Raw genomic sequence first — 18284 nt, 5'->3', positions numbered from 1 at the left:
CTTCGGTGGGCCGACCCGGGGAAGCCCCGGTCTGCCCCTCGTCACCACCATCCTCGCAGGTCATCCCCGCAAGTCCACGACCACCTTGATGTCGTCCCGCTCGCGCACCAGCGCGTCCGGCCACCGCGACAACGGCACTGACCGGGTGATCAGCCCCTCCAACCAGGCCCGATCCGCCGCGAGCAGCACCTCCACAGCCTGCGCGTAGTGCCGCTTCGCCGCGTTCACCGTCCCGACCAGGGCGGCGTTGCGCACCACCAGCTGCCGGACCAGGGCGTCGAGCTGTACGTCGACGGTCGCCGGACCGGGGTGGATCCCGGCCAGGCACATCACACCGGCCGGCGGGAGCAGCGAGGCGCAGTCGAACACCAGCTGCCCCACCCCGGTCGCCTCGATCACCACATCCGGTGTGGCATCCAGTTGCCCCAGGTCGGTGAGGTACGTCGCGCCCAGCGCCCGTACCAACTCCGGCTTCGGCCCGTCCGTCACCCGGTCCAGCACGTGTACGTCGTACCCGCGCTGCCGGGCGATCAGTGCGGCCAGCAGACCGATCGGACCGGCACCCGTCACGAGCACCTGGCGCGGACCGAACCACGACCGGGAGCCGACGTGGTCCACCTGCTCCCACGCCTTGGTCAGGATGCTGGCGGGCTCCACGAGGACGCCGAGCTCTCCGAGCGCCGCGGGCACCGGCGCGGCGAAGTACGGGTCGACTCGCCAGCGTTCGGCGCCGTACCCGTCCATCTCCTTGATGCCGCGCTCGGTGTACTGCCCGTTGCGGCAGAAGTCCCACTCGCCGCGCGCGCACGCCGGACACGGCACCGGGTCCGGTCGGCGCACGATGCCGGCCACCAGGTCGCCCGCGTGGAAGCCGGAGCCGACCGGTGCCTCCAGCACCCGTCCGAGCGACTCGTGCCCGATGACGAGGTGATCCGCTCCGGGCCGGCCGCTGCCGAACAGTCCGGAGACCATCTCGATGTCGGTGCCGCAGATACCCGCGAGCAGGCCCTCCACCAGGATCGAACCGTCGACGAGCGGAGGCTCCGCGACCTCACCCACTGTCGCCGAGTCGGACTTGCCCGGCGTGATTGTCATGGCCCGCATGGGCTCAGGCTAACCGGGTCATGTCGACGGTCACCTCGATGGCCGTCGCCGCCCCACCGGAGTAGATGCCCTTCAGCGGCGACACGTCCGCGTAGTCCCGCCCGGTGGCCACCCAGACGTGCCGATGTCCGATGGAGATGTCGTTGGTCGGGTCGAAGCCCCACCACTCACCGGTCCATGCTTCCACCCACGCATGGCTCTCGCCAACGACCTTCTCGCCCACTGCGGCGTCTGGCTTCGTGTGGAGGTACCCGGAGACGTAGCGGGCCGGGATACCGACCGAGCGGAGCATGACCAGCGTCAGGTGCGCGTAGTCCTGACAGACGCCCTCACCGGCTTGCCAAGCGTCGACAGCGGACGAATGCACACCAGTGGTGCCACGCTGGTACTTCAGCGTGTCGTGGACCCACTTGGAGATCGCGAGGACCGCCTCGTCAGGCGTACGACCCTTGCGGAGCGAACGGGCGACAGTTGCCAACTCCCGGTGCTTCGGGACGTAGCGGGTCCACTCCAGGTACTCGGCGTAGGTGTCGAGGACATCGGGAGTCTTGAGCTGCGCCCAGGTGACCTCGGAGGCCGGAGCGTCCTGGTCGGTCGTCTCGACGACCGATGCCGCGATCACCTTCAGTTCCGTGTGCGGAGTCTGCAGGTCGAACGCGTTGACCTCCGTACCCCAGTAGTCCATGTACTTGTACGCACGGGCCGCGGGGAACGTCTCGAGCCGGGCGACCATCAGGTTCTGCCGACTGTCGTGCCGCGGGGTCAGTCTGGCCTCGTTGTAGGACTGCGTGACCGCCGTGGCATAGCGGTAGCCCGTCGTGTGGACGACGCGGAGACGCCACTTCACAGGTTCACCTCCGCGTTGTTCCACTCGATCCACGGCACCACGTGGAAGTACTGCCGCGACACTGCCTCACCAACCTCACGGCCCCAGCCGGCGCGCTGCACGCTGCCGCTCGGGTACGGCGTTCCACATGGCGTTGATGCACTGCCACAGCTCGCTGGACACCACCTCACGGGCCACGCGGGTGTTCTCGCGCGCACTGGAGATCGAAGACACGATCGACCCGGTCTCCGGGGACATGGCGACCAGCTCGGTCAGGCCCCACACGTCCAGTTCACTGCCGTCGGGTGGGGTGATGCCGAGGACCGAGAGCAGCCGGCGACTGGCGGTGTCGGCGTCGACGGTGGCGTCCTCGAGCAGTTGGTGGACCGAGACATCGAGGATCCGTGCGGTGTCGTCCGCGCGTTCGACGTACCGTCCGATCCAGTAGAGCGACTCGGCGTTGCGTGCGAGCATCGTCAGCACCTCCCCATCACTGTTGCTGCTGCTGTTGGGCGACGTTCAGTTCGGGCCCCTGCTCCGGCGTACTGTCCGACTTCACCGCGGGCGTGCCCAGACCGGGTCCGCGAAGCTCGGCGTCCTCCTCGGAGGCTCGTGGCGCCAGTACCCAGGTGTCCTTGGAACCACCGCCCTGTGACGAGTTGACGATCAGACTGCCTTCCGGAATCGCCACTCTGGTCAGTCCACCGGGCAGAACGAACACGTCCTCCCCGTCGTTCACTGCGAACGGCCGCAGGTCCACATGCCGCGGTTGCAGCCGCTCACCCACCTTGGTGGGCACAGTGGACAGCTGTACGACGGGTTGCGCGATCCAGCCCCGTGGATTGGCCTTGATCCGGCGACGCTGCGCCTGGAGCTCCTTCGGCGACGCATCCGGTCCGAACACGATGCCGTACCCACCTGAGCCCTCCACCGGCTTCGTGACGAGCTCGTCCAGCCGGTCCAGTACCTCGGCCTGCTCTACCGGCAGCCAGCACCGGTACGTGTCCACGTTCGGCAGGAGGGGCGTTTCACCCAGGTAGTACTTCAGGATCTCGGGCAGGTACGTATAGATGAGTTTGTCGTCGCCGACTCCGTTCCCGATCGCATTCGCGATCACGACGTTCCCTGCGCGAGCTGCGTTCACCAGTCCGGCCACACCGAGCACGGAGTCCGGTTCGAACTGCACAGGGTCCAGGAAGTCGTCGTCGATGCGCCGGTAGATCACGTCGACCCGCTGCTCGCCCTCGGTGGTCCGCAGGTAGATGACGTTGTTCCGGGCGAACAGGTCCCGCCCCTCGACCAGCTCGACCCCCATCTGCCGCGCCAGCAACGAGTGCTCGAAGTACGCCGAGTTGTAGACACCCGGCGTCAGTACGACGACATTCGGGTCCATCGCGCTCGCCGGAGCCGCGGCCCGCAACGCCCGGAGGAGATGCACCGCGTAGTCGCCGACCGACCGGACCCGGTGCTTCGCGAACAGGTCCGGGAACACCCGCGCCATCGTCCGGCGGTTCTCCATCACGTACGACACACCGGACGGGCTGCGCAGGTTGTCCTCGAGCACCCGGAAGTCACCTTGTTCGTCCCGCACCACGTCGATCCCCGCGACATGGATCCGCACGCCGATCGGCGGTGCGATGCCTGCTGCCTGCCGATGGAAGTGTTCGCAGGAGGTGATGAGCCGGCGCGGCAGCACTCCGTCCGCGACGATCTACTGCTCGCCGTAGATGTCGGCGAGGAACGCCTCCAACGCCCGCACCCGCTGGACCACGCCACGCTCCAGCCGGGACCACTCCGCCGCGGTGATCACCCGCGGCACCAGATCCAGCGGGAACGGCCGCTCCTCACCCGACAGGCTGAAAGTGACGCCCTGGTCGACCAGCGCCCGGTCCAGAGCCTCGGAGCGGGTGGTGAGATCGGCCGGCTGCAGCGGCCGCAGCGAGTCGTGCAGCCGTCTGTACGCCGTACGCACGCCGTCGACCGGATCGAACATCTCGTCGTACGCACTGGCGTGGGGGCGACGAGGATCCAGATAGCCGTCGAACAACTGGCGGGCGGAGTGGCGGCTCATCTGCGCATCTTCACCCACGCGCCGCGCGCTCGCACCCCGACAAGGCGGACTTCTTCCGCACGTAACATTGCCCGCACCAGAACTACACGTGGAGGACCTGATGTCCGATCGTCTGTCCGTCGGCGACATTGCACCCGACTTCACCCTGCCCGATGCCGACGGCAACGACGTGGCGCTGGCGGACCTGCGCGGGAAGAACGTGATCGTCTACTTCTACCCGGCCGCGATGACGCCGGGATGTACCAAGCAGGCGTGCGATTTCCGAGACTCGCTGGACTCGTTGCAGGCCGCGGGGTACGCCGTCCTGGGGATCTCGCCGGACAAGCCGGCCAAGCTGGCGAAGTTCCGCGAGCGCGACGGCGTGACGTTCCCGCTGCTCAGCGACCCGGACAAGGACGTGCTGACGGCGTACGGCGCGTTCGGCGAGAAGACGATGTACGGGAAGAAGGTGACCGGGGTGATCCGGTCCACGTTCGTCGTCGACCCGGACGGGAAGATCGCGGTCGCGCAGTACAACGTGAAGGCCACCGGCCACGTCGCCAAGCTGCGCCGCGATCTGGGGCTGTGAGTACCCGCCGGACACCGGTTCGCGGAGGGAAACCCTCGACCGTTTCATGACGGTGGTCCAGAGAACGGTCGTTTGACCAAACTTTTATTGTGACTCGGGTCACACCAGTTGCTGAGCGGACCGGAGCGGAGTCGGCACACTCGGTGAGTTTTCCAGCGTTCCTGTGAAAGAGCCGTACTCCGCGACGGGTTCCGGTTCAGCGACGGGTGTGTCACGACCGTTCCCGACGTCCACCGTGACGTCGCGAAACCGGGTAATCTGCGCGCGCAGTCAGCCTCTGGGAGGGAGGAATCTGCCGCGATGGGAAAACATTCCTCTGCGGTGACGCGACCCAACAACAACCGTCGCTCGGTGTACATCACCGCGATCGGACTTTTGGTGGTGTCGCTGGGCGCGGTCTTCGTGGTGCGCTCGTTCGGATCCTCGAGCGGTGCCGACGGTCTGCTCGCGGGCGGTAAGGGATGCGCCGACCCGATACAGATCCAGCTCGCGACCACGCCCGAGATGCAGTCCTCGCTCGAAGCCGCAGCCAAGTCGCTGGCGGCCAAGGGTGGCAAGGACGGCAACCCGTGCCTGCAGTTCACTATCAGCCCCGCTCCCTCGGCGCAGATCGCACGCGACGTCGCCCACGGCAGTGACAACCGGCCCGACCTGTGGGTGCCGGACTCGTCGCTGTGGGTGGCGCAGGCCGACGACGGTGAGAACGTCCCGACCATCGCGGTGGCCTCCATCGCCACCTCGCCGATGGTGCTGGTCGGCCGGAGGTCCAACTTCGGCGACACCTCGTCCTGGCTGCGACTGCTGGCCGGTTCCCAGCCGGCTCTGCTGGACCCGCTGAACACCTCACCCGGCGCCCTCACGCTGCTGGCAGTGCAGATGGAGCGGCAGAAGACCTCTGCGGCCGACGGTCAGGTGGCGCAGGTCGTCGTACCGCTGGCCCAGCGCCTCGGCTCGATGGCCAAGCCGTACACGGACGTCAACGCACTGTTCGGTCGCGCGGACCAGGACGGCAGCACGACCGTCGTACCGGCGTCCGAGCAGAGCTTCGTGAAGTACCAGGAAGGACACCCGGACGCACAGCTCCGGGCGATCCTGCCGGCCACCGGAACCCTGTCGTTGGACTACCCGATCGTCGTGACCGCGAAGTCCGAGACCGAGCAGGCCGACGAAGCAGCCAAGGCGCTCGCGGGCGAGCTGCTGGGCGACGGCGCCGCGCAGGCGCGCGACCAGGCCGGCTTCCGGGACACCACGATGAGCGCACTGAGCGGCGGCCGCGGCGTCGGTGACGTCACGCAGCTCAGTAAGCCGACCAGCGAGGCGATCGACACGACGCTGCAGAACTGGACCCGGCTGTCGCTGTCGACGCATTCACTGGCCGTCATCGACGTCTCCGGCTCGATGGCCGAGAAGGTCGGCAGCAAGACCCGCTGGCAGCTCACGGTCGAGGCGGCGGCCGGCGGCCTGAACCTGTTCCCGGACAGCGCGCAGCTCGGCCTGTGGACGTTCTCGACGCAGATCGGGACGGACAAGGCCGACTACAAGCCGCTGGTACCGATCGCGCCGCTGTCGAAGAACCAGCGCGCCAAGATCGTCGCGCAACTGACCAGCCAGCACCCGATCGCGGGCGGTGGCACCGGGCTGTACGACACCGCGATCGCCGCGGTCCGGGCGGTCCGCCAGGACTACAAGTCGAACGCCGTGAACACGATCCTGCTGTTCACCGACGGCAAGAACGACGACCCCGGCAGCCCGACCCGGGAGCAGGCCGTGCAGACCCTCCAGGGCCTGCAGGACCCGTCCCGCCCGGTCCGCATCATTGCCCTCGGCATGGGCCCCGAGGCGAACGCGGACGAGCTCAGCGCCTTGGCCCAGGCCACCGGCGGCCAGGCGTACGTCGCCCGCAACCCCAGCGACCTGAAGAACGTCTTCATCGACGCCCTGCAGAGCCGCTGACCCCACCCGAGGCCACCGCCTCCCCTAGGATGTCTGTCCAAGGGGAGGCATCGGCCTCCTCAGCCAGAGTGGTGGAACGGCAGACACACCGGCTTTAGGTGCCGGCGCCCCCGGGCGTGCGGGTTCAACTCCCGCCTCTGGCACAACCGTCTATGCGCCGCGCAGCTCGGCGACGAGCTTTTCCACGTGGTCGCGGATCTCGTCGCGAACCCGGCGTACGACGTCGATCGGTTGGCCGGCCGGGTCGGTCAGTTGACCGAGCCCGACCTGGACGCGCTTCCGACCGGCGGGGACCTGATCGACGCCTACCTGAGGCCGCTCACCAAGACGCCAGAACTGGCCGACCGCATCCGGTACACCGCGCAGGTGGTCGCCGTGCCCCGAGCCGGGTTCGACCCGATCCGCACCGCCGGTCGCGAGAGCGCGCCGTTCCTGATCCGCCTCGCCGACGGCACCGAGCTCCGGGCGTCTGCCGTGATCGACGCCGCCGGCACGTGGCGCAAGCCCAACGTTCTGGGCGGTTCGGGCATCCCTGCCCGCGGAGAGTCTGATGCTGATGGGGTCGCGCACGCATTGCCCGACGTACTCGGCGCGGACCGGGAAAGCATCTCGGCACCCGCAGGCCGCGGTCTGGCGACCGGCTGACCGGCCGGGGAGGATTTGCTGCCCGTTTCGGGTACACGATCCTCCCCAGCTCGGACGGTGGGCGATGTGGCGGACTCGAGTTCTCCGTGGATCGGCGTACGGTCAGCTGATTTTGGTCCAGGGGCCGCAGTAGCGGGTTTCGAAGGCTTTGTCGGTCTTCTTGATGGTGATGACCTGGTTGCCGCCGTTGCCGTTGGCAATGATTGCGTCGAGGTCGCCGTTGGTGCTCTTCAGGCGGGCCCAGTAGCAGTCGCCCTCGTTGCCGTTGCGGTACGTGCCGGGCTTGATGTCGGTGCCGACCAGGTACGTGCCGTCCTCGGAGATCGCGGCCTTCGGGCCCGGCGGCGGCGCGGTGACCGTCTTCGCGGGGCCGGGCACCGTCTGGGTGACCGTCGGGCCGGGGACGGTGGCGCCGGCCGGGCCGGGCACGGTCTTCGTCACGGTCGGTTGCGGTACGCCGGCATTCGCGCTCGGGGCGTCGCTCGTCGAGTTCCCGGCGGCGCCGATGCCCAGACCCGCCAGGAAGGTGCCTGCCGCGATCGCCCAGGGGAGCCATCGCTTCGGCTTCTTCGGCTGCGGGTTCTGGAAGTTCTGCGGGTTCTGGAAGTTCTGCGGGCCGTGCGGGTTGTACGGCCCGTTGGCGCCATTCATCGGCAGGAGTTGGTGGTTCTGATTGTTCGTGTGGTGCGGGTATTGCTGAGACATGACTGGTCCTCCCCCTGTCCCCGAGCCCCCCTCGGGATCCAAGGGAGCACAGTAACTGGGAGTAATCGCGCCTGACGAGTCCGGATGTCCTTCAGAGGTGGATGGTGCCGGTGGTGCCTTCGATGGTGAGGAGGGTGTTGCTGGGGAGGCGGGTGGTGGCGTGGGGGACGCCGAGGACGGCGGGGATGCCGCGTTCGCGGGCGACGATGGCGGCGTGGGAAAGGATGCCGCCGGTCTCGGTGACGACGCCGGCGGCGATCGTGAGCAGCGGGGTCCAGGCCGGGTCGGTGAACCGGCAGACGAGGATGTCGCCCGGGCGGACCTGCGAGAAGTCCCCCGGCCCCAGAACGACCCGCGCAGGACCGGTCGCCGTCCCCCGACTACCGGGAGTACCAGTCAGCACCCGCTCGCCGGTGTGGAGCGTCGGAGCGGGGGTTGGTGGGTTGGTGGTGATGGGGCGGGATTGGAGGAGCCAGACGGTGTCGGCGGCGATTGCCCACTCGATGTCCTGGGGAGAGCCCAGGAGCGTGCTGACCTCTGAGGCGAGCGTCGCCAGGTGAGTGGCGGCCGCAGTAGACAAGGTCGGCGCCCGCCGCCGGGTGCTGGGTACGTCGACAGTCACCAAGCGTGATCCTTCGCGGCGCAAGGACGTCAGCTTGTCGGCGACGACGCTGGCAACGACCCCATCGGGAGCCACGCGATAGCTGTCGGGGTTAACCCGCCCCTCCACAACGCTCGGCCCCAGACCCCACGACGACTCGATCAGCGTCGAGCCACTCGGGTCCGAGAACATCACCCCCGAGACATCCGCGTCGACGTGCAGCTGAATGATCACCGCCATCGAGGGACCGCCGCCTACTTCCTGCCCAGCGCGATACGCGGTTGCGCGCTCCGACCACAGCGACGCCCGGCACGCACGTACGGCGTCCGCAACAGCCTCGACGCCTCGCACCCCGAGGAAGCTCTCGTACTGACCCGCACCCGACGTACCCGCGATGTCCTCGTTCGAGGCCGACGAGCGCACGGCAACCGGCGGATCGCCCACACTCTCGAGCCACCGGCCCAACTCGTCCCCGCCCGTGCCGTCGAACGGGATCACCACGCCATCCGGCACCGGGAGGCCCGCGCGGAGAAGCGTCCCCAAAGTGGCCGCCTTGGCGCCGCAGCGGTCCGGCGTGGCCGCAGTCAGCGGGACCAGCATGCGCAGACTCCTATCAACGAAACGTTGACAACACCATGTTGACAACGTTCTGTTGATGATCCACTGTGTGGGCATGCGACGCAACCAGGAACAGGCGGACCAGGCGCAGGCCCAGCGCCAGCGCGAGGCCCGTGACCGCCTGCTCGAGCGAGGCGCGCGCGAGCTCCCCGCGCGGCCCTGGCGCCCGGCGCCGATGCCGATGGCCGCGGTGGATTTCGTGCAGTTCGCGCTCTGGCGTGCGGCCGACTTGACCGACGACGACTTGCTGGATGCGCTGGCCTTGTTGCCGGCGGCAAAGGCTGAGGTCGACGAACTCGAGGCCGGCCTACTGTTCCTGGCGCGGAGTTCCGGGCTGACCTGGGCGGACATGGCGGACGCGATGGGGTTCAGTTCGCCGCAGGCCTGTCAGCAGCGGTTCAACCGGCTGGCCGCGCGGCAGGACGCGACGTCGTGATGCTCCTCGTCCTGCATGCCGTGCGGTTGCTGGGCTTCGCGGACACGCCCCGGATCGCCCAACGCTTCGACCTGCCGCACCCCGCCGTCGAGGACACACTCAAGCTCGCGGATACCCAAGGATGGCTGACGCACAGCGAGTTCGCCGGTACGTCGGGATGGTCGCTCACCGAGACCGGACGCACCGAGAACGAACGCCTCCTGACCACCGAGCTAGGCGAAGGCAGAGCCACCGTGCACCAGGTGTACGACGAGTTCCTGCCACTCAACGCCCTCCTGCAACAGGCCTGCACCGACTGGCAATTACGACCGTCGAGCATCGATCCGCTGGCCGCGAACGACCACTCGGATCCCTCCTGGGACGACGGCGTGCTGCACGAACTGGCCGTGCTCGACCGCGCCCTCGGCCCGATCACCGCCCGGCTGGTCGCCGCACTCCCCCGCTTCCGCGACTACGACACCCGCTTCGCCGCCGCACTGAAACGCGCTACCGCGGGAGAGACGGCGTACGTCGATCGCAGTGACGTGGACTCCTGTCACCGGGTCTGGTTCGAGCTGCACGAGGATCTGCTCGCGACCCTCGGACTGCGCAGGGGCTAGTTGCCCTCGGCATCCAGGTACGCCGCGCCGCGCGGGGACAGGCGGTACCCGACCTCGAGACTGTAGGTCAGCCCAAGGTTCTTCAGCTTCCGCACGTCCAGCTTGAACGGCGCCGTCTCGCGCCCGACCGACGCGGCCAGGTCCCCGGCCCGGGTCGCCGGCGTGGTCTGGATCAGTCGCAGTGTCTGGATCGTCCACGGCCCGTGATGGCTGAGCTCGTCGAACCGCGCCAGCCGCTCGCGCAGATCGGCGAGGTCTTCCGCGGAGAGCTCCGCCTGCGCCGCCAACTCCTCGCGCGGATCCGGCCCCTCGACCAGGTGGAACCGGATCAGGAAGGTCGGCAGCGTCTCGTCGCCCCGCAACCGCCGGCGCACGTCCTTCGCGTTCCGGCGATCGGCGAGCGCGACGTCGTCGTCGGTGTCCGCGATCAGCTCGGGGTTCACCTCACGGATGCTCTCGATCTCGATCCGCCCGGCGTTGGTGCGGTAGACCCGCCCCTCGACCACCCGTGGCTCGGCCCAGCGCCGGTACGCCACGGTGATCTTGCCGTCGGCAACACCATCTCGGTCAGAGCCCTGGAACAACATGACTAACTCCCCAACGCCTTGGCCACGATCGGCGCCAGTGTCCGCAGCGCCTTGCCCCGGTGGCTGATCGCGTCCTTCTCCTCGATCGACAGTTCCGCGGTGGTCCGGTCGTAACCCTCGGCCTGGAACAGTACGTCGTACCCGAACCCGCCGGTGCCCTTCAACGAACGGATCACCGAGCCGCGCATCTCGCCGAGGACGATCTCGTCCGGACCGTCCAGCCGCGCGAACGCGACGGCCGCGACGAACGACGCCCCGCGGCGCTCATCCGGTACGTCCTCCAGCTGGCCGAGCAGCAGCACGTTGTTCGCGTGGTTGTCCTTCGCCGGCCCTGACCAGCGCGCCGAGAGCACCCCGGGCATGCCGTTCAGTGCGTCCACGCAGATCCCGCTGTCATCCGCGATCGACGGCAGACCGGTCGCCTTCAGCGCGGCGTGCGCCTTCAGCAACGCGTTCCCCTCGAACGTCGGCTCGGTCTCGGCCGGTTCCGGGTACGGCGGGACGTCGCCGAGCCCGAGCACCTCGATGCCCGGTACGATCGGGGTCAGGATCCGCCGCAGTTCCTCGAGCTTCTTCTTGTTGTTCGACGCCAGCAGTACTTTCGTCACGCCAGCGCCTCCTGCTGGATCTTGGCGAGCTCGGCGCATCCCGTGGTGCCCAGCGCCAGCAGCTTGTCCAGTTCGTCGCGGTCGAACGGCGCGCCCTCGGCGGTCCCCTGGACCTCGATGAACTTGCCGTCGCCGGTGATCACCAGGTTCATGTCGGTCTCGGCGCGGACATCCTCCTCGTAGCAGAGGTCCAGCATCGGCGCCCCGTCGATGATCCCGACCGACACCGCGGACACCGTGCCGGTCAGCGGCTCGCTCTTCAGCAGCTTCCGCTCCCGCAGCCACGAGACCGCGTCCGCGAGCGCGACGTACGCGCCGGTGATGGCCGCCGTCCGCGTCCCGCCGTCGGCCTGCAGTACGTCGCAGTCCAACAGGATGGTGTTCTCGCCGAGTGCCTTGTAGTCGATCACGGCTCGCAGCGAGCGCCCGATCAGCCGGGAGATCTCGTGGGTGCGGCCACCGATTTTGCCCTTCACCGACTCGCGGTCCGAGCGGGTGTTGGTGGCCCGCGGCAGCATCGCGTACTCCGCGCTGACCCAGCCCAGACCGGAGCCCTTGCGCCAGCGCGGCACACCCTCGGTCACGCTCGCGGCGCAGAGCACCCGGGTCCGACCGAACTCGACCAGCACGGAGCCCTCGGCGTGGTCGAGCCAGTTCCGGGTCACCGTCACCGGTCGGAGCTGATCAGCAGTACGTCCATCGATACGGGCCATGCCCCCGACCCTATGCCTCCAGGCGCTGGACCTCCGCATTGGACGTGAGCGGCGAACCGCCCGGCCGGAGCTGCGTGACCGCCATCCGGGCGGCCCAGGGCAGCAGGTCGTTGGCGCGGCGTCCGACCCAGGGCGCTCCTTCCTTCACCAGCCAGACCGCGTCCGCCCAGCGACTCGGCGACCGGTGCGCACAGTCCAGATCCGGCGGTACGCCGATCCGCACCCCGCGGACCGCCAACTCGTCGGCGAACGCCCGGGCGAGCTTGCGGTGCCCGAGCTCACCGGGATGCAGCCGGTCGACGCTCCAGAAGTCCCGCCGGTACACCTCGGGATAGTCGGCCATGTCCAGCCGGATCCCGCCGTACCGGGCGTGCAGGTCGTCGAAGGCGACGTTGACCTGCTCGATCCGGTGCCACAGCGGCCGCCGCAGCCAGCGCGGCAGACCGAACACCTTGCCGTGGTCGTGGAACCGCACCGTGAGCAGCAGTGCGCCCCGGTTGGTGAGCTGTTCCGCGCACTCGGTCAGGTGCTCGCGGATCCGTCCCGCGTCGAACGTCGATCGCAGGGTGTCGTTGACCCCGACGATCAGTGAGGCGATGTCGATCGGGCCATCGCCGGTGGAGGGCAGTTGCTCGGTCGCGACGACCGGCACGGTGGCGCCGCTGGTCGCGAAGTTGGAGAACGTCACACGGTGGGTGCTGGCCAGGGAGTCGGCGAGCAGCGAGGCCCAGCCCCGCCACCCCTCGCCCGGGCGCGCACCGGCACCGGACAGATCCGTCGTACTGCTGCCGTTCATCGGGTCCCCGACGCCTACGGTGGTCGAGTCCCCCAGTGCCACGTAGTGGAGGTTCACATTCCGCCATGGTCCGCGCACGGAGCGAGACGCCGATGTGCGGTGGATGTCTTCTCAGCCAATTCCAGCTGGAGGACGGGTGATTGATTGGCAGAATTGCTCGGAGTTAGGCTGCTACAAACAACTATGTGCAGGAGTTGCCTGGTATGACTGATCTTCGGTTTGGCGTGGTGGGGCTCGGGGCCCGCAGCCGCATCGCGCAGTACGCGCACCGTCCCGGCGAGGGGTCCGAGGTCGTCGCCCTCGCCGACCCGTCGGCACCGCAGCGGGACGCGGCGCTCGAGCTGTATCCGGAGGCGACCGCGTACGCCGACCACACCGAGCTGCTGGACCGGAAGCTCGACGGCGTGTTCCTGACCACCCCGGACGACCTGCACGAGGGACCGGCGGTCGACTTCCTCGAGGCCGGCGTCTCGGTGTTCGTGGAGAAGCCGCTGGCGATCACCACCGAGGGCTGCGACCGGGTCCTGCGCGCGGCGTACGAGTCCGGCGCCCGGCTGTACGTCGGCCACAACATGCGCCACATGCCCGTCGTCCTCACCATGCGCCAGCTGATCCAGGACGGCGCGATCGGTGACGTGAAGGCGATCTGGTGCCGGCACTTCGTCGGGCACGGCGGCGACTTCTACTTCAAGGACTGGCACGCCGACCGGAGCCGGACCACCGGGCTGCTGCTGCAGAAGGGCGCCCACGACATCGACGTGATGCACTGGCTGGCCGGCGGCTACACGACCCGGGTGAACGCGATGGGCGCACTGACCCTGTACGGCGACATCACCGACCGGATGGATCGCTCGGGCCAGCGCTTCCGGGAGTTCGTGTCCAACGACAACTGGCCGCCACTGGAGCAGAAGGGCCTCGCGCCGGTGATGGACGTCGAGGACATCTCGATGGCGAACCTGCTGCTGGACAACGGCGTCTTCCTCACCTACGAGCAGTGCCACTACACGCCGGACTACTGGCGCAACTACACGGTGATCGGCACCCACGGCCGGCTGGAGAACTTCGGTGACAGTCCGGGCGGCGTGGTGAAGGTCTGGAACAGCCGCCGCTCCGGGTACCGCGAGGACGCGGACCAGGTCGTCGAGATCGGCGGCGACAACGAGAACCACGGTGGCGCCGACCCGCACCTGGTCGCCGAGTTCGTGAACTTCGTCCGCGACGGCGGCGCGACGCTCACCTCCCCGGTCGCCGCCCGCGCCGCGGTCGCCGCCGGCTACGCCGCGACCGAGTCCCTGCGCGCGAACGGCGTACCGCAGGACATCCCCACGCTCGACCCGGCCCTGGTGACCTATTTCGACAACGGTCAGGCGAAGTGAGGGTGTTACCATCCCTGACGTGACCAGGCACGCCGCGATGCGAATGCTGAGCCCTCGATGCGGAGGACTCTAGCGGCGTAGGCACGTGTGCTTGCAGCGAGAGGCCCCCGATGTCGGGGGCCTCTTTCGTTTCCAGCCACTGCAAGCGCTGTGCACATTCTTGGAGCCACGTCATGTACCCGATCACCTACATCACCGACTGTTACGACGCCAACGCCCGCGCCAGACTCAGCACCCGGATCGGCGCGCTGTTCGGCCAGTCCCCGACGATCGTCGCGGCCGACGGACCCGATCCGGAGTCGTTCGCCGCGCTCACGCTGCTCGACTGCCTGCAATCTCTGGAGCTGCTGGGCGAAGACGGCCACCCGACCATCACGCTGCTGAACATCGCGCCCCGCGACGGCGTCTGGCCGAACGGCGTACCGTTCTGCTTCTTCTGGTACGGCAAGCACCTGGTCGCGAGTACCTTCAACGCCCGCGCCCTCTCCCTGGTACGCCGGGAGCTCGGGATCGACCGGGTCTACGTCACGGACATCCGCGATGTCGTCGCGGCGGCCGGCTTCGGCGCGGCCGAGACCGAGAAGATCGCGGGCACCCAGTTCCGCAGCCTGTGGTACCTGCCGTTGCTGGCCAAGTGGGTCGCCGACGGGCGTGCGCTGCCCGCGACCGAGACCGCCGTACCGGAGGTCCTCGACGGGGAGCCAGTGGTGAGCGTCGTCGACAACTTCGGCAACTGCAAGCTCGACCGCTCGCTCGACCTGGTCCCGGGCGACACCTTGGCCGTTGCCCAGCGCAACGATGACGGGTCGACCAGGATCGTCGACGTGACCTGCTACCCGCACCTGACCGCCGTACCGCGGAACTCACCGGGCATCGTGCCCGGCAGCTCCGGCACCGGGTTCACCGAGTTGGTCATCCGTGGCGGCTCGGCAGCCGAGGCGTTCGGTCTGCAACCGGGCGACATAGTGCTGGAGCCGGTCAGCGAGAACGTGGCCTAGGCAACCTGCGCGGCCGGTGCGGCGAACGTGTTGCACGCACCCGGCCGCTTGAGCGCGCGGGCACGGTTGATCCAGTACTGCTGGTTCGCCTTGCTGCCGTGATTGTCGAGGCTGATGATCTGCCAGCCCCAGTCGTTCCGCATCTGCGAGGTGATCGGGTAGCTGTGCCGGTTGGCCGTCAGGAACACGTGCCCGAGACACGACGCCTGCAGTTCAAGGCGCCGTTCGAGCTGGGCCTTGGCCGCCTGGTCCGGCGCGATGGCGTACAACTCCTGGAACGCCGTCATGATGCCGGTCAGCTCCTGGATGTAGTGGCCGTACTCGTGCGTCCCCAGATGCGACGCCCACCACGACGCCCCGATGTCCCCGAAGTCGCGATTGCTGATCAGGATCTCGTCGCCACGCAGGTAGATCGTCTTGTCCGTCGTGCAGTAGAACGACACGTAGGGAGCGCTCGGGCCGCACGGCGTATTGGTCGTGGCGTACATGACGAGGATCCGTGGCGGCCGGAACGTGTACCCGGCCGCTTTGACCGTGGCCGGCCAGCCGCGGTTCAGGCACTGTTCGAGGCCGCGGTAGAACGCGTTGACTCCGGACGGGTTGGTCGGCTTGGCCTTGGGTTTGTGGCAACCGGTGGACCTGATCGAGACCGAGTAGAGCTTGTTCTTGGTCAGCACCTGGTTGTTCGACGGAGTGGTCACTGTCGGCGTCGGAGTCGGCGTCGTCGGAGTCGCAGTGGTTGGCTCAACGGTCGGCTCGACGGACGTCTGGAGCGGGATCGTCGGTTCGGCCGCTGGCGGCGCCGCGCTGGACTTGTGTTCCACTCCGCACGACGCCAGCATCCCGCCCGCCAGCAGCACCGTGACGACAACACCCAACCTGCGCGACATCAGTCTCCTTCGTCGAACGCCGCACGGACGCGGCGACGAACTCTACGACTGTGCCGGGTCCCCCACCGGTTCCATCGGAAATGCACCGGACAACAGATCGAAGGCCCGGTCCATCGTGCTGAGGTACTGCGGGAGCGGTGCACTGACCGCCGTCTCGTACGTCGCCATCACCACGCCGACGACCGCCCCGGCCCAGGCACGAACCACGAAATCGTCGGCCGGCCGACCGGTCCGTTCCGAAGCGAGCTCGGCCAGCAGATCGATCCCTTCGTAGAACTGGTCGAGCATCCGGACGCGAAGTTCAGGAGCGTTCAGAACCAACTGCTGGCGTTCGGACTCCAGCGCCCACTCGTCCTCGGTCAGTACGCCGAGACTCTCCCGGATCGCCGCGCGCAACGCGTCGGTCGGGTGCAGCTCGGGCGGCTGCCGGCGGAACAGCTCGATCATCACCGGATCGAGGCGGTCGAGGACGATCGTGTCCTCCTTGGTGGCGAAGTACCGGAAGAACGTCGCCGGCGACACCTCGGCCGCCGCCGCGATCTCCTGGACCGTCGTCTCGGCGTACCCCTGGTCGCGGAACAACCGCAGCGCATGCTCCTGGATCGCCGCCCGGGTCTTCGCCTTCTTCCGCTCACGCAACCCACTCATGCTCCGATTGTGGCAACTTTCTCCCGCTCGGTGTCGGCAGTCCGGGTACGGCGTGGCAGGAACGCCAGCGCGAGGACGATCGAGACCACCGCGAGCCCGCTGCACACCCACAGCGTCACGTCCATCCCGTCGACGAACGCGGCGCGCGCGGAACGGGTCACGTCCGGCGAACCGATCGCGATCGCGGCGGAGGCACTGTCGCGGGCCGCGGCGGCGGCCGCGGGCGGGAGTCCGCCAACGTCCAGGTGGTCCCGGTACGCCGAGTTCAGCACGGTCCCGAGGATCGCCACCCCGAGCGTTCCGCCGACCTGACGCGACGCCTGGATCAGCGCGGATCCGGAGCCGCTGCGCTCGATCGGCAACGCCGCGAGCGCCAGCCCGTTCATCGGCGGCAACGTGAAGCCGATACTCACCCCGACGAGGCTGACCCAGACTGCGGTGAAGCCGTACCCGTCACCGACCTTCGTGAACGCCCCGAGCGCCAACCCGACCAGCATCAGCGAGAACCCGACCACCACGGACGTCCGCGCGCCCGCCCGCTCGACCAGCCGCTCGGCGACCTTGGCGCCGATCAGCATCCCGCCGATGATCGGCAGCAACCGCAGCCCGGCCTGGAACGCGTCCGCGCCCTGCACGGCCTGGAACAACTGCGGCAGCACGAACAACAGACCAACCAACGCGAACGACGCCAAGGTCGCGAGCACCGTCCCCCACGTGAACCCCGGCGACCGGAACAACTTCAGGTCGACCAACGGATCCACGGTACGCCGGGCCCAGACCCCGAACGCCGCCAGGAAAAGCAGCCCGACCGCAATGCCACCGAGCGACCACGGCGATCCCCACCCGCGATCCCCCGCCGCGATGAAGCCGTAGGTCAGCGACACCAGGCCGGCCGCGGTCAGCAGGATCCCGGGTACGTCGATCCTGCGGGACTGGTGACCGGCAGTCCTGGGGATCAGCAGCGCGACTGCCACGAGTCCGATGGCGACCAGTGGCAGGTTGATCAGGAAGATCGAACCCCAGCGGTAGTGATCCAGCAGCCAGCCGCCGAGCAGCGGGCCGAGCGGGATGCCGATCGAGTTCGCCATCAGCCAGATGGTCATCGCGCGCTGCCGCTCCTCGGGCGCGAACAGGATATTCAGGAGCGACATCGAGAGCGGGATCAGGAACGCCGAACCGACGCCCAGAGCGGCCCGCGCGGCGATCAGCTGGCCGGGCGAGTCGGCGAACGCGCAGGCCGTGGACGCGAGCCCGAAGATCACCAGAGCACCGAGCATCAGGCGCTTCGGCCCGAACCGGTCGCCGAGCAGCCCGGCCGGCAGCAGCAGCGAGGCGAGCACCAGCGTGTAGGCGTTCGCGAACCACTGCAGCTGACTCGTCGACGCCTGCAGATCCGTCGCCAGGGTCGGCAGCGCGACGTTCAGCACGGTCAGGTCCAGCCCGACCACGATCAGGCTGACGGACATCGCTCCGAGCGCCCACCAGCGGCGCGGATCCAACGGGACATCGGACATGACAGATACCTTTCTGAGATCAACTCTA

The 18284-nt window shown here is 68.5% G+C and carries 19 protein-coding genes, 1 tRNA gene and 1 pseudogene; 8 read left to right on the top strand and 13 right to left on the bottom strand.

The genetic code is table 11. The features are described 5' to 3' along the window. Window positions 1–60 precede the first annotated feature (60 nt). The 4 genes and pseudogenes from AC0662_RS17195 to AC0662_RS17180 all read right to left on the bottom strand — a co-directional run bounded on the left by AC0662_RS17195 (window position 61) and on the right by AC0662_RS17180 (window position 3923). A complete protein-coding gene (locus AC0662_RS17195) occupies window positions 61–1104 on the bottom strand; it encodes a glucose 1-dehydrogenase (protein WP_478301622.1) in 1044 nt (347 codons plus the stop codon). 4 nt (window positions 1105–1108) lie between these two features. Continuing rightward, complete coding sequence (locus AC0662_RS17190) at window positions 1109–1951, bottom strand: transglutaminase family protein (protein WP_452195115.1); 843 nt, start codon at window positions 1949–1951, stop codon at window positions 1109–1111. A gap of 75 nt (window positions 1952–2026) precedes the next feature. Further along, complete coding sequence (locus AC0662_RS17185) at window positions 2027–2404, bottom strand: alpha-E domain-containing protein (RefSeq protein WP_478301620.1); 378 nt, start codon at window positions 2402–2404, stop codon at window positions 2027–2029. A gap of 16 nt (window positions 2405–2420) precedes the next feature. After that, a pseudogene (locus AC0662_RS17180) lies at window positions 2421–3923 on the bottom strand (circularly permuted type 2 ATP-grasp protein). A gap of 178 nt (window positions 3924–4101) precedes the next feature. On the opposite strand from AC0662_RS17180, the gene bcp reads away from it, so the two are divergent. The 4 genes from bcp (at window position 4102) to AC0662_RS17160 (ending at window position 7167) form a co-directional block, all read left to right on the top strand. Next, window positions 4102–4569: a thioredoxin-dependent thiol peroxidase gene (bcp, locus tag AC0662_RS17175; RefSeq protein WP_452195110.1), complete on the top strand. Its 468-nt coding sequence runs from the start codon at window positions 4102–4104 to the stop codon at window positions 4567–4569. A gap of 321 nt (window positions 4570–4890) precedes the next feature. Continuing rightward, on the top strand, window positions 4891–6522 hold the full coding sequence (locus AC0662_RS17170) for a substrate-binding domain-containing protein (RefSeq protein ID WP_452195108.1): 1632 nt from the start codon (window positions 4891–4893) through the stop codon (window positions 6520–6522). A gap of 62 nt (window positions 6523–6584) precedes the next feature. After that, window positions 6585–6665: transfer RNA gene (locus AC0662_RS17165), tRNA-Leu, on the top strand. 43 nt (window positions 6666–6708) lie between these two features. Further along, entirely contained in the window at window positions 6709–7167 is a 459-nt protein-coding gene (locus tag AC0662_RS17160) for a hypothetical protein (RefSeq protein ID WP_452195107.1), read from the top strand. A 102-nt stretch (window positions 7168–7269) separates the two neighbouring features. On the opposite strand, the gene AC0662_RS17155 is transcribed toward AC0662_RS17160, so the two are convergent. Next, window positions 7270–7872: a hypothetical protein gene (locus tag AC0662_RS17155; protein ID WP_452195105.1), complete on the bottom strand. Its 603-nt coding sequence runs from the start codon at window positions 7870–7872 to the stop codon at window positions 7270–7272. A gap of 91 nt (window positions 7873–7963) precedes the next feature. Beyond that, window positions 7964–9073, bottom strand: coding sequence for a PEP/pyruvate-binding domain-containing protein (locus AC0662_RS17150; RefSeq protein ID WP_478301617.1), 1110 nt, complete (start codon window positions 9071–9073; stop codon window positions 7964–7966). 73 nt (window positions 9074–9146) lie between these two features. Here AC0662_RS17150 and AC0662_RS17145 point away from each other — a divergent pair, with 73 nt between their 5' ends. After that, entirely contained in the window at window positions 9147–9527 is a 381-nt protein-coding gene (locus tag AC0662_RS17145; protein WP_478301615.1) for a hypothetical protein, read from the top strand. Next, on the top strand, window positions 9527–10126 hold the full coding sequence (locus AC0662_RS17140) for a transcriptional regulator (protein ID WP_478301929.1): 600 nt from the start codon (window positions 9527–9529) through the stop codon (window positions 10124–10126). Before AC0662_RS17145 ends, AC0662_RS17140 begins: the two co-directional genes overlap by 1 nt. Here the strand turns inward: AC0662_RS17140 and AC0662_RS17135 are convergent. The 4 genes from AC0662_RS17135 to AC0662_RS17120 are packed head-to-tail and all read right to left on the bottom strand — an operon-like array spanning window position 10123 to window position 12887. Beyond that, window positions 10123–10713 carry a hypothetical protein gene (locus AC0662_RS17135; RefSeq protein ID WP_452195098.1) on the bottom strand — a complete coding sequence of 197 codons (591 nt, stop codon included), beginning with the start codon at window positions 10711–10713 and terminating at the stop codon, window positions 10123–10125. The genes AC0662_RS17140 and AC0662_RS17135 overlap by 4 nt on opposite strands. Window positions 10714–10715: 2 nt before the next feature. Further along, window positions 10716–11321 carry an RdgB/HAM1 family non-canonical purine NTP pyrophosphatase gene (rdgB, locus tag AC0662_RS17130; protein ID WP_478301613.1) on the bottom strand — a complete coding sequence of 202 codons (606 nt, stop codon included), beginning with the start codon at window positions 11319–11321 and terminating at the stop codon, window positions 10716–10718. Beyond that, complete coding sequence (gene rph / locus AC0662_RS17125; protein WP_478301611.1) at window positions 11318–12034, bottom strand: ribonuclease PH; 717 nt, start codon at window positions 12032–12034, stop codon at window positions 11318–11320. Before rph ends, rdgB begins: the two co-directional genes overlap by 4 nt. Before the next feature lie 10 nt (window positions 12035–12044). After that, window positions 12045–12887 carry an SGNH/GDSL hydrolase family protein gene (locus tag AC0662_RS17120; protein ID WP_478301609.1) on the bottom strand — a complete coding sequence of 281 codons (843 nt, stop codon included), beginning with the start codon at window positions 12885–12887 and terminating at the stop codon, window positions 12045–12047. 146 nt (window positions 12888–13033) lie between these two features. Here AC0662_RS17120 and AC0662_RS17115 point away from each other — a divergent pair, with 146 nt between their 5' ends. Together AC0662_RS17115 and AC0662_RS17110 are read left to right on the top strand one after the other, a co-directional pair. Further along, entirely contained in the window at window positions 13034–14206 is a 1173-nt protein-coding gene (locus AC0662_RS17115) for a Gfo/Idh/MocA family protein (RefSeq protein WP_478301607.1), read from the top strand. A gap of 173 nt (window positions 14207–14379) precedes the next feature. Continuing rightward, window positions 14380–15204, top strand: a complete 825-nt coding sequence (locus AC0662_RS17110) for an SAM hydroxide adenosyltransferase (RefSeq protein ID WP_478301605.1) — start codon at window positions 14380–14382, stop codon at window positions 15202–15204. On the opposite strand, the gene AC0662_RS17105 is transcribed toward AC0662_RS17110, so the two are convergent. The 3 genes from AC0662_RS17105 to AC0662_RS17095 are packed head-to-tail and all read right to left on the bottom strand — an operon-like array spanning window position 15201 to window position 18256. Continuing rightward, the gene (locus AC0662_RS17105; RefSeq protein WP_478301603.1) at window positions 15201–16094 is read right to left on the bottom strand and encodes a neutral zinc metallopeptidase; all 894 of its coding nucleotides are present in this window, start codon (window positions 16092–16094) and stop codon (window positions 15201–15203) included. The two genes, AC0662_RS17110 and AC0662_RS17105, sit on opposite strands and share 4 nt — an antisense overlap. Before the next feature lie 42 nt (window positions 16095–16136). After that, complete coding sequence (locus AC0662_RS17100; protein WP_478301601.1) at window positions 16137–16742, bottom strand: acyl-CoA-like ligand-binding transcription factor; 606 nt, start codon at window positions 16740–16742, stop codon at window positions 16137–16139. Beyond that, window positions 16739–18256 (bottom strand): DHA2 family efflux MFS transporter permease subunit, encoded by a 1518-nt coding sequence (locus tag AC0662_RS17095; protein WP_478301599.1) that lies wholly within the window; start codon window positions 18254–18256, stop codon window positions 16739–16741. The genes AC0662_RS17100 and AC0662_RS17095 overlap by 4 nt, the downstream gene beginning before the upstream one ends. Window positions 18257–18284 lie beyond the last annotated feature (28 nt).

Source organism: Kribbella sp. NPDC043289, from assembly GCF_056436705.1.
This window is presented reverse-complemented; position numbering and strand designations above follow the sequence as displayed.

Coding starts and splice junctions, on each gene's coding strand:
- AC0662_RS17195 (WP_478301622.1), bottom strand. CDS start 1,104: ATGCGGGCCATGACAATCACGCCGGGCAAGTCCGACTCGGCGACAGTG.
- AC0662_RS17185 (WP_478301620.1), bottom strand. CDS start 2,404: ATGCTCGCACGCAACGCCGAGTCGCTCTACTGGATCGGACGGTACGTC.
- bcp (WP_452195110.1), top strand. CDS start 4,102: ATGTCCGATCGTCTGTCCGTCGGCGACATTGCACCCGACTTCACCCTG.
- AC0662_RS17155 (WP_452195105.1), bottom strand. CDS start 7,872: ATGTCTCAGCAATACCCGCACCACACGAACAATCAGAACCACCAACTC.
- AC0662_RS17150 (WP_478301617.1), bottom strand. CDS start 9,073: ATGCTGGTCCCGCTGACTGCGGCCACGCCGGACCGCTGCGGCGCCAAG.
- AC0662_RS17145 (WP_478301615.1), top strand. CDS start 9,147: ATGCGACGCAACCAGGAACAGGCGGACCAGGCGCAGGCCCAGCGCCAG.
- AC0662_RS17140 (WP_478301929.1), top strand. CDS start 9,527: ATGCTCCTCGTCCTGCATGCCGTGCGGTTGCTGGGCTTCGCGGACACG.
- AC0662_RS17135 (WP_452195098.1), bottom strand. CDS start 10,713: ATGTTGTTCCAGGGCTCTGACCGAGATGGTGTTGCCGACGGCAAGATC.
- rph (WP_478301611.1), bottom strand. CDS start 12,034: ATGGCCCGTATCGATGGACGTACTGCTGATCAGCTCCGACCGGTGACG.
- AC0662_RS17115 (WP_478301607.1), top strand. CDS start 13,034: ATGACTGATCTTCGGTTTGGCGTGGTGGGGCTCGGGGCCCGCAGCCGC.
- AC0662_RS17110 (WP_478301605.1), top strand. CDS start 14,380: ATGTACCCGATCACCTACATCACCGACTGTTACGACGCCAACGCCCGC.
- AC0662_RS17105 (WP_478301603.1), bottom strand. CDS start 16,094: ATGTCGCGCAGGTTGGGTGTTGTCGTCACGGTGCTGCTGGCGGGCGGG.
- AC0662_RS17100 (WP_478301601.1), bottom strand. CDS start 16,742: ATGAGTGGGTTGCGTGAGCGGAAGAAGGCGAAGACCCGGGCGGCGATC.
- AC0662_RS17095 (WP_478301599.1), bottom strand. CDS start 18,256: ATGTCCGATGTCCCGTTGGATCCGCGCCGCTGGTGGGCGCTCGGAGCG.